Origin of the sequence: Gordonia sp. IITR100, from assembly GCF_002009645.1 — a bacterium.
GTDB classification, from domain to species: Bacteria; Actinomycetota; Actinomycetes; order Mycobacteriales; family Mycobacteriaceae; genus Gordonia; species Gordonia hongkongensis.
Map to the genome: position 1 here is coordinate 78042 of NZ_MVKV01000020.1, position 8854 is coordinate 86895.

Annotated in this window: 9 protein-coding genes; 5 read left to right on the forward strand and 4 right to left on the reverse strand. The window is 65.1% G+C overall.

The window, feature by feature from the left end:
• Positions 1-46: 46 nt before the first annotated feature.
• Complete coding sequence (locus B1818_RS20950; RefSeq protein WP_068970859.1) at positions 47-1849, reverse strand: ABC transporter ATP-binding protein; 1803 nt, start codon at positions 1847-1849, stop codon at positions 47-49.
• Positions 1850-1959: 110 nt separating this feature from the next.
• Here B1818_RS20950 and B1818_RS20955 point away from each other — a divergent pair, with 110 nt between their 5' ends.
• Both B1818_RS20955 and B1818_RS20960 read left to right on the forward strand, forming a co-directional pair.
• Entirely contained in the window at positions 1960-2535 is a 576-nt protein-coding gene (locus tag B1818_RS20955) for a TetR/AcrR family transcriptional regulator (protein ID WP_058250550.1), read from the forward strand.
• A gap of 114 nt (positions 2536-2649) precedes the next feature.
• Entirely contained in the window at positions 2650-3009 is a 360-nt protein-coding gene (locus B1818_RS20960; RefSeq protein ID WP_223258902.1) for a hypothetical protein, read from the forward strand.
• Positions 3010-3114: 105 nt separating this feature from the next.
• Here B1818_RS20960 and B1818_RS20965 read toward each other — a convergent pair whose 3' ends face one another.
• Positions 3115-3702 (reverse strand): hypothetical protein, encoded by a 588-nt coding sequence (locus B1818_RS20965; RefSeq protein ID WP_175404278.1) that lies wholly within the window; start codon positions 3700-3702, stop codon positions 3115-3117.
• 238 nt (positions 3703-3940) lie between these two features.
• Here B1818_RS20965 and B1818_RS20970 point away from each other — a divergent pair, with 238 nt between their 5' ends.
• The gene (locus tag B1818_RS20970; RefSeq protein ID WP_058250553.1) at positions 3941-4882 is read left to right on the forward strand and encodes an NADP-dependent oxidoreductase; all 942 of its coding nucleotides are present in this window, start codon (positions 3941-3943) and stop codon (positions 4880-4882) included.
• Positions 4883-5019: 137 nt separating this feature from the next.
• Here B1818_RS20970 and B1818_RS20975 read toward each other — a convergent pair whose 3' ends face one another.
• A complete protein-coding gene (locus B1818_RS20975) occupies positions 5020-5517 on the reverse strand; it encodes a hypothetical protein (protein ID WP_058250554.1) in 498 nt (165 codons plus the stop codon).
• Between the two features lie 1054 nt (positions 5518-6571).
• On the opposite strand from B1818_RS20975, the gene B1818_RS24225 reads away from it, so the two are divergent.
• Positions 6572-7009 (forward strand): hypothetical protein, encoded by a 438-nt coding sequence (locus B1818_RS24225; RefSeq protein ID WP_084811750.1) that lies wholly within the window; start codon positions 6572-6574, stop codon positions 7007-7009.
• Between the two features lie 58 nt (positions 7010-7067).
• Entirely contained in the window at positions 7068-7304 is a 237-nt protein-coding gene (locus tag B1818_RS20985; RefSeq protein WP_074852728.1) for a hypothetical protein, read from the forward strand.
• A 509-nt stretch (positions 7305-7813) separates the two neighbouring features.
• Here the strand turns inward: B1818_RS20985 and B1818_RS20990 are convergent.
• Complete coding sequence (locus B1818_RS20990; protein WP_074848798.1) at positions 7814-8650, reverse strand: F510_1955 family glycosylhydrolase; 837 nt, start codon at positions 8648-8650, stop codon at positions 7814-7816.
• Positions 8651-8854: the final 204 nt, after the last annotated feature.

Below are 8854 nucleotides of genomic sequence, written 5' to 3' on the forward strand. Positions count from 1 at the left end.
CCCGACACCCGCCCACCCGGCCTGTGCCGGGTGGGCGGGTGTCGGATCAATTCAGCTCGGCAGCGTCCACGTCGGTGTCGATACGCATGGCGGCCACCAGTTCTCGGTAGAGCTCATCGGTGGCGAGCAGGCTCCGATGGTTGCCGACCGCCCGCACCCGACCGGCTTCGAGGACGACGATCTGGTCGGCGTCCATGATCGTCGAGAGCCGATGCGCGATGGTGACGACGGCTCCGCGAGTGGCCTGTCGACGGATGCCCTCGGCCACAGCCGCCTCGGTCAACCCGTCGAGTTGCGCGGTCACCTCGTCGAGCAGGAGGAGTTCTGGGTCGACCACCAGCGCGCGGGCGAGCGCGATCCGTTGCCGTTCCCCGCCCGACAGCGTTGACGTGGTCACGTCGGTGAGTAGGCCGTCGGGCATGGAATGGACACGCTCATCCATCCGTACGGCCGACAGGGCACGCCACACCTCGTCGTCTGTCGCCTCGGGCGCCGCGTAGACGAGGTTGTCGCGGACCGTTCCGGGGACCAGAGGGGTGTCCTGCTCCACGTAGGCGATGCGTGCTCGCAGGTCGTGGAGTGTCCACTGGTCGAGCGCCCGGCCGTCGAGCACGATCTCGCCGCGATCCGGTCGTAGGAACTTCAGGAAGAGGGAGAAGATGGTCGTCTTCCCGGCACCCGACGGTCCGACGATGGCAGTGTGTCCGCGGCGCGGGATCGTCAGGTCAATGCCGTTGAGCGCAGCGGGGGAGTCTGGTGCGTATCGGTACACCACGTCGCGCAGTTCGAGTGCGGACGCGGTCCGGTCGACCCGAGCCGACGTGCGATTCGCCACCACCTCGTCGTCGGATTCGGTTCGCAGGTCGGAGATCTCGGCAATCCGCGCAGCCGCGGCCAATCCCGACTGTAAGGCCGTGACACTCTGGGTGAGCAGCGAGACAGGCATCATCAGTTGGAATCCGTAGAGCAGGAATGCGATCAGAGTACTGACGGCCATCGAACCGTCGGCGACGCGCCAGGCCCCGAACGCCAGGACGACCATCACCGCCAGATTGATCCCGGACCCGGTGATCGTCCAGGCCCATGCTTCGATACGCACGGCCCGGATTCCCTTGCTCGCCGACCGGTGCGCAAACTCTCCGATCCGGTCGGATTCCCGCGCCTCGGCCCGACTCGCCTTGACGGTGCGAATCGATCGAAGAATCCCCTCCAATCGGCCACCCAGGAAACCGATCTCGGCCTGCGCGTCCTGCTGCGCCTTCGCCAACCCCGGCATCAGTACGGCGGCGGCGATCCCGACCATGACCACGACGACCATCGTGGTCGCGAACAGCGGGAGGTCCAGAAACGCCATCAGTACCAGCGCGCCGACCATACCGACGAAACCGTTGACACCGTTGACAATGCTCGACGTCGTCGCTTCGCGGATCAGCAGGGTGTCGGAGGTGACGCGCGCGACCATCTCGCCGCTCGACCTACGGGCGAGCTCGGGGACCTCGACGCGGAGCAGGTGACCGATCAGTCCGGTGCGGGTGGCGAGGATGATGCGTTCGGCCAGGGTCCCCAGCATGATCGTCTGGATCAGACCGATCACCGACCCGGCGACGAGCAACACGGCCAACACGGTGATCGGCGCCGCCAGAGATTCCGACACGGCAAGACCGTCGAGCACCCACTTCGTGACCAGCGGGGTCGCGAGTTCGGCAGCGGTGCCGAGCAACCCGAGGACGACGCCCACGGCAAGGACGCCCCGGTAGGGGCGTATGTAGTCCCAGAGGATCACGAGTTTGGCGCGCATGGGCATATCCGGGGTCTGCCCGGGATCGGCCGCGGTTGTCGAAGTCGTCATGGTGTGAGCCCTCCCGAGCGGAACATGCAAGCTCTACAATGACACATCGATGTCCCATTTTCAATCAAGTGTGTTGCAGAGACCCGAGTGTGGTGGATAGTCTCGGCCAGGTGAACGATGCGCCGGAACCGGCTGCCGTCTCGGGCGTGCGCCTGCGCACCCGACAGGCCATAGTGTCAGCCGCCATCGCGGCGTGGGCAACTGATTTCTCGACGTCCCTGGGCGACATCGCCGACCGGGCGGACGTCAGCCGCAGCACCTTGCACCGCCACTTCCCCGACCGTCAGTCTCTCGTCGATGCGGCGCTCGTCGAGGCGAGGAGCGTTCTCGAGCGGCAGGCGAGCGAAGCGGTCGACGGGTGCGAATCGGCTCGCGCAGCACTCGAATCGCTGATGCGGGTGATCATCGGCATCGACGACGTCATCGTGTTCCTGTTCGCCGACCCACACCGGTTCGACGGCCACCCGGAGTGGGCTGAGGAAGAGGACCAGATGCTTCCGGAGGTCCTTTCTCGGGCGCAGAAAGACGGTGCCATCGCCGGTGATCTCGAAACGAGATGGCTGGCCGGGGTGTTCTATTCACTCTGTTTTGTCGGTGCGGTCTCGATCGCCGGCGGGGTGATGTCGCGTCGCCGCGCCGCCGATGTCGCCGTCCGGACGTTCTTCTCCGGAGTCGGTGCCGACTGAGAAGCCGACGCACGCGTGGGCTTTGGGTCGGGGCAACACTTCTACCACCGATGAGTGTTGTATCGGGGTGGTGTCAGACCCTGCACCTACCGATCGGATGAGACATTGGGCAGCGTGAACGTACTGGCGTGCGTGGCCGCAGCGGTCGCCGCGTTCCTGGTGAGCGGTGTGTACTACGGCGTCGTGGGTGCACCCGCCGCGGCGGAAGTACACCGACCGACCTGGGCGACGCCGGTTGTCGAACTCATCCGCAACGCACTGCTCGTACTCCTCGTCGCCGGTCTGGTCGCGCAACTCGATCCGGATGCCACCGGTGCACTTCTGCTCGCCGCGGGGCTGTTCCTCATCCCGTTGGTACTGTTCGCGGGCGCGGTCTTCCACGAGGGAACGGCCCTGTCCGCGGCAGCTGTACACCTCGGGGATTGGGCCCTGAAGCTGCTCACCCTCGTCCTGATCGTGTCGCTGTGGCGGTGACGGTGGAATCGCTGTGGACCGCGCTTTCCCGTTCGCTACTCCGTGAGGAGGATCGGGGAACGGTTCATCGCCTTTCGGATCACAACCGTCCTGGCACGTGAGAACTCAGGCCGGCTCCAGGGCCCGCTTGGCCTTTTCCAGAGCGGCGAGCGTACGCAGCACCGAATCGCGCTTGGCGGTCAAGTCGCTCGCCTTGGCCTTGCCGCTCAGTCCGGGGTCCGTCTGCGCGACTGCCAGCCGTTCCTCGATCTCGGCGAGCTGCGCCAGCAAGGACTGCGCGCGGCTCATGAGCTCCTCGTGGTCGGGTCGGGAGACGTCCGCAGGGCGGGCGCTTCCGGCCCCGACGTTCTTGGCTTTGCGAGCCGTTGTGCTGCCGTCCTTGTTTGTGGTGGTGGACGCGGATCGTGTGACACCGCGCCGGCCGGACCGGACGCGCGGTGGGGGCTGTGTGCGGGTCCGATTCAGCACTGCCCAGGCGTCACGGGCCGCCACCCGGTGTTCGCGTTCTTCGTCGTCGTCCGACGTCATTGACGCGCCCAAGGGTCGCAGACCATAGAAGCCGACGAACTCGCGGGCCGCCGCTATGGTCTGTTCTGCCGCGCGGCAGCGCCCGCACCGCGGTTCGCCGCGGAGTTCGGCGATGTCGTCGCTGGATGAGCACCACACGCAGGCGTGGGTAGTGGAGTCGGTCACGATGGCGTCGGCAGCAGCGAAATTCACGGGTGAAAACACTACGGCACAATGTTTTTCATGCTGCGACCGGGCTTCGTCCAGCAGGCTCGGGCCGGGATTGCGCTGGTTGTTCCCGCGATGGACCACGTCCCGGCCTGCCGGATAACGGGCGCATTCGGTACGCATCACGACGATGGGACGTCAGCAGACATCGCCGAGCTGTTGGAATCATTCCGACGAGCGTCCCGTTGGTGCCACCATGCGAGCAATCACTTATGACCGCTTCGGCGGTCCCGACGTCCTGGAACTGACCGACCTGCCCACGCCCAAAGTCGGACCCGACTCCGTGCTGGTGCGCGTCCGCGCCTCCAGTGTGAATCCCGTGGACTGGAAGGTTCGCGAGGGCTATCTCGCCGAGATCATGGACACCGTCTTCCCGGTGGTCCCGGGCTGGGACGTCGCGGGAGTGGTCGAGCAGGTCGGCCTGGACACACCTGAGTTCCAGGTCGGCGACGAAGTGTTCGGTTACGTCCGTAAGGACGTCGTCGGTGGGGAAGTGGCGGGCGGGACGTTCGCCGAGTTCGTCGCCGCCCCGGTGCGCACCCTGGCACACAAGCCGTCGAACTGGTCCTTCGAAGAGGCTGCGGCGCTCCCGCTGGCCGGTCTCACCGCTCTGCAGACCATCCGCCGGGCAGGAGTTCAGTCCGGAAACACCGTGCTGGTTCACGCCGCCGCGGGCGGAGTCGGAACGTTCGCCGTGCAGATCGCCCGGTCCCTGGGCGCACGCGTGATCGGGACGGCCTCGGAGTCGAACCACGACTATCTCCGCAGTCTGGGCGCCGAGCCCACGACGTATGGCGAGGGCCTCACCGACCGGGTACGGGCACTCGAGCCCCAGGGTGTCGACGTCATCCTCGACTACGTGGGCGGCGACGCACTCGACTCGGTCGAGGACGTGTTGCGCGACGGCGGCACGGTCGCCTCGATCACCGACGCGCGGGCGCGCGACGAGTTCGGCGGCCACTGCGTCTGGGTGCGTCCCGACCCCGCGGATCTTGCCGAACTCGCCCGACTCGCCGACGCAGGCGATCTCACGCCGGAGATCGCGGAGGTGTTCGATCTCGCTGATGCCTCCGACGCGCACGAGCGGAGCCAGTCCGGTCACGTGCGCGGCAAGGTCGTCATACGCGTCGCGAGCTGATGACAGCACAGGTCATCTAGTCGAGGTTCGCCTCTGCACGTAGGTGCGTTCGACCCCGCTGGGCCCTCGCAGTCGGTCCCGCGTGCAGGTCGTCATCCAACACGACAGGCGGCTCGCGGTCACCGTGTGACCACCGATCAAGGCATCTCCATTGTCTGGGTGCGACGAATCTCGTCCACAGCTCGGGTCACGTACTCCATCGGGTCGACATCGGCACGTGCCGTGAGGTCGGTGATGACCACGAGGGCAGCGGCGGTGGTCTCGGCGTCCAGTAGGCCGGCGGACGGCAGCGCATCGGGGTCGGCGGTGTCGCCCACTCCCAACGCGCCGGTCAGCACGAGGGCTACCGCTGTGGGACTGACGGCGGAAGTCCACGAGGCGGCGGCACGGCTGGTGCTGGTCATCACCTCGGACACATCATCGCCGGTCAGCCCATCGGGGAACACGGTCTCGAGGAGTTCGCGCAGCATGAGCGCATGCACCTCCCGTGACTCGGGGTGCAACGCGAGAAGGTCGGTCGCGGCACCGAACGCCTCGGAGTCGTGGGCGCGCGCCGCGCGGATGGCTTCCCCGGTGGTCTGGGCGACCCTGTCCGCCACCGACGACCGGTCGGACCGTGACTCATTGTGCGGCATAGGAATTACCCTCCCTGTGGGTTCGGCAGCGAAAACTCACCGTCGGAACCGGTGGCGTTGGCGACTGCTGACGGCAGCAGTCGTTTGATTTCAACGGAATTCGGGTTCGTGTGCGGGCACACGCCCGGCGGACGGGGCGAACGGTGAACCAGACCGACCACAGGCATGGTAGGTCATCCTGGTCGCCGACTGTCACATCGCTCGACAGACTCCGGATGCTGTACTCCGACAAAGCCTGTCGGGTGGTTCGCCGCAACGCGCGGCCACACATGCGTTTCGTCACACGTGACGAAAGACAACATGCGGTCATGTTGACGACATAGGCAAGGAATCGGCCTAAGAGCGGCTAGCGTCGGGTTCGGCGGACAAGACGCCAAATTGTTCGTCACGCCTGTCGGCCGACTGGACGGCGCACGAGACGTCTGGATGTTCATCACGCCGGCCCGCTGCGCTGTAAAAGTAGGAACTCATCGGAACGTGAGGCAAGGTCGTTGCCGATGCGTTCGTCGGACGACGACATGGGTCGCGTCGCAGCTTCGAGGTTCAGCGGAGGTCCGGCACCTTGGCTGCTTAATTGGTAACGGGACGTGTTGATGTAGGGCGAGTAACTTAGCCCCGCGCGCGACCGGTCGTGTAAGGTCCGGCCGGGCCGTGGTGGGACACGGATCATTGGATGACGTCGCCGACGCGGTACACACAGCTAGCCGCAGCCCTACATTGGGGGAATGGCTAAAGACTGGAAAGATGAGGTCGCGCGAGCACGAGCTGCGCTTACTGTCGCGGCAATGCGTAGAACGTTGCTGACTTATAAAGAGCTCGGAACGGCGATCGGCATGAGTGGAGTCGAGCTACGCAATAGGTTGCCGCGCGTCCTCGACGCGTTGTCGGATGAGTGCAATCACGCGGGGGAGCCTTCCCTCGCAGCGCTGGTGGTGAATGCCGACACCGGCAAGCCAGGCGCGGATGGTCGGACGGGGTACGACCTTGGCACACTGAAGTCAGGAGGGTATTCGTCCACCACTCCAGCTGACACAGTCCCAACTAGAACTGTTCGATGTACGCCGAGAAGCACCGGCACGCCGAGGAGTTGTATATCCGACGTACTGCGGCTCAGCGCGGTGCACCTACACTCAGACGTGCCCTTTTATGTGTCGATGACAACGCCACGACGAACTACTTCGGCTGCACTGACGGCATACGCATGAGCAGCACTCTGACGCGTGGACGCACGCAGGTGACCCCGTACGGCCATCACCCTGATGAAACGACGAACGGTTGCGCCATCGCAGCACTATTCGCGGCACTCGCGGGAATTGTGCCGGCCGCGATCGTTCTCGCGTGGATTGCGATCCGCGAGACAGCACGACGACCGCACGAGCAAGGCTTCGGCTTAGCCGTCGCTGCCATCGTCATCGCTGTCGTTGAGATAGCGGTTGTGGTCGTGTTGCTATTCAGTGTTGGTCTGCCGTTTGGCGATTGGACGGCTCAGTAGCGTGCCCGTAACTCGTCGCGAAGGCTCGCGCGTCACCCTCACCGCGGACCCAGTCCACTTGCCCAAACCTGAAGAAACGACGAACCTTTGTGCCTGCCTCGCACTGTTCGCCGCGCTCCTGGGCCTGATCCCGGTCACTGTTGTGTTCGCGTTCATTGCGTTCTCCGAAGTCCAAAGACGGCCGTACGAACGCGGCGCTGGCATTGCGATCTCGGCGCTTCTCATCGCCATCGTGGAGATCATCGCAACCCTCATTGCGCTTCGACATTTCGGCCTTCCACCCTTCAACGGTTAGGGGTACGTGAGTGGCAACACTTATGTCACATCACCGTGAGAGGTGTTCTCCCCCTGCGTCATTCAGCCGGTAGCGAGACGTGTTGAAGTATGACGAGTAACAGGGGGCGGGCCTAGACAGGCTCAGTCCGTACGTTACGGACTAGAACCCGCCCAGTGTGAGTTCCAGCTGACAACGGACTCGGGAGCCAGGCGGCAACCACTGACGTGGCGCCACTCCAACCCAGGGTAGTGATCTTTGCTTAGCATCGGGGGAACGGTCAGAACCCAAAGGTGCTGACTCGCATCTGTTTTCACTCGTCCTTGTTCATCGCCGATTTTACGTTATGTCATCACTGCAGCTACCAGGACAGCCGATTGGCGGGGCCTTCGATGGCCGTCCCCGCCCAAGGCGATCTGACAGAGGGGGGTGCCCGGGCGACCTAGGCGGTTCTCGCGAGGAGTGGGCGAGATCTAAACGCTCTTCCGGATCTCAGTCGCCTCCTTCCTTCGTTGCTCCCCACGAGTCCGTTAGCTGAGCGTGTATAGCGATTGCCCGTTTGCGGCGTATGCAGTTTCGGCGTCTCTGGCGACCAGCGCGGTGACACTGCTGATGGTGCTGCGTTGTTCCCAGTGTGTGCCGTCTGGGCTGCGCCAGACGGTGTTGGCGGTGTCAATGCCCCAGAGCGTGCCATCGGGTGCGGCCGCCAGGAGGGCTAGGGCCGGCGCATCGGGGACGATTGTGAAGGTCTGGGCGTCGTCGGTGCTGTGTTGCAGCCCTGCGGGGGTGGTCGCCCAGACGCCGTGGTCGGTGATCGTGAGTGCTGCTGCGGCCAGGGACGCGCCGGTGTTCCAGCTTGTCCCGTCGTCGGTCGATACGAGCAGGCGGTTGATTCCGTCGAAGCCTACGAGTAGTTGTCCGTTGGTGGCGAGCGCGTGGAAGTCGATTTGGCCGGCCACCGATCTCGGTGTCCATGTCTGCCCGCCATCTTCGCTGGCGACGAGTCCCAGCGGGTTGGGTGCCGAGCTCCGCGGGCTGGGATGGCCGGAGGCGAAGAGCCGGTCAGAGCCGGGTACCCCGGTCAGTCCCATGAAGTCGTCGTCGGAGGCGCCGACCCGGCTGGTGGTTCCGTCTGCGGTGAGGGCGACTACGCCGGTGTGAGTTCCGGCGAGGATGGTGCCGTCGGCGCGGATGTGTAGGGCGTGGAGGTGGTCGAGTTCTGGGGTCAGTGTTGCGACTATCTCTGGTGAGGTTGCCGGCGGGGGTGGGGATGTGGGTTGTTCCTGGGTGGCACAACCGCTCAGCACAGTCAGCGTGGCGATGACTACGACCGCAACAGTGCGGATGGACAGGCTCGAGACAGGCAAGCGGCTAGGACTTTCGTGTGGATAGGGCCGTGTTCGGTGGTGGCGGCGCTGGATGGTGTGCTCGGTGTGGCGGCGAGACCGGGATCGAGGGTCGGTAGAGAGCCACCCTGGCCCTCTGGGGCGTCGTGGTCGTGGTCACGACTTCTGGATGGGGATGGAAGCCTGCGAAGGTTGTTGGCCGCAATGTCTTTGGAGGACGAGGGA

Bases quoted from the DNA above. Each gene is read 5' to 3' on its own strand.
- B1818_RS20950 (WP_068970859.1), bottom strand. From the start codon at position 1,849: ATGACGACTTCGACAACCGCGGCCGATCCCGGGCAGACCCCGGATATG.
- B1818_RS24225 (WP_084811750.1), top strand. From the start codon at position 6,572: ATGTACGCCGAGAAGCACCGGCACGCCGAGGAGTTGTATATCCGACGT.
- B1818_RS20975 (WP_058250554.1), bottom strand. From the start codon at position 5,517: ATGCCGCACAATGAGTCACGGTCCGACCGGTCGTCGGTGGCGGACAGG.
- B1818_RS20970 (WP_058250553.1), top strand. From the start codon at position 3,941: ATGCGAGCAATCACTTATGACCGCTTCGGCGGTCCCGACGTCCTGGAA.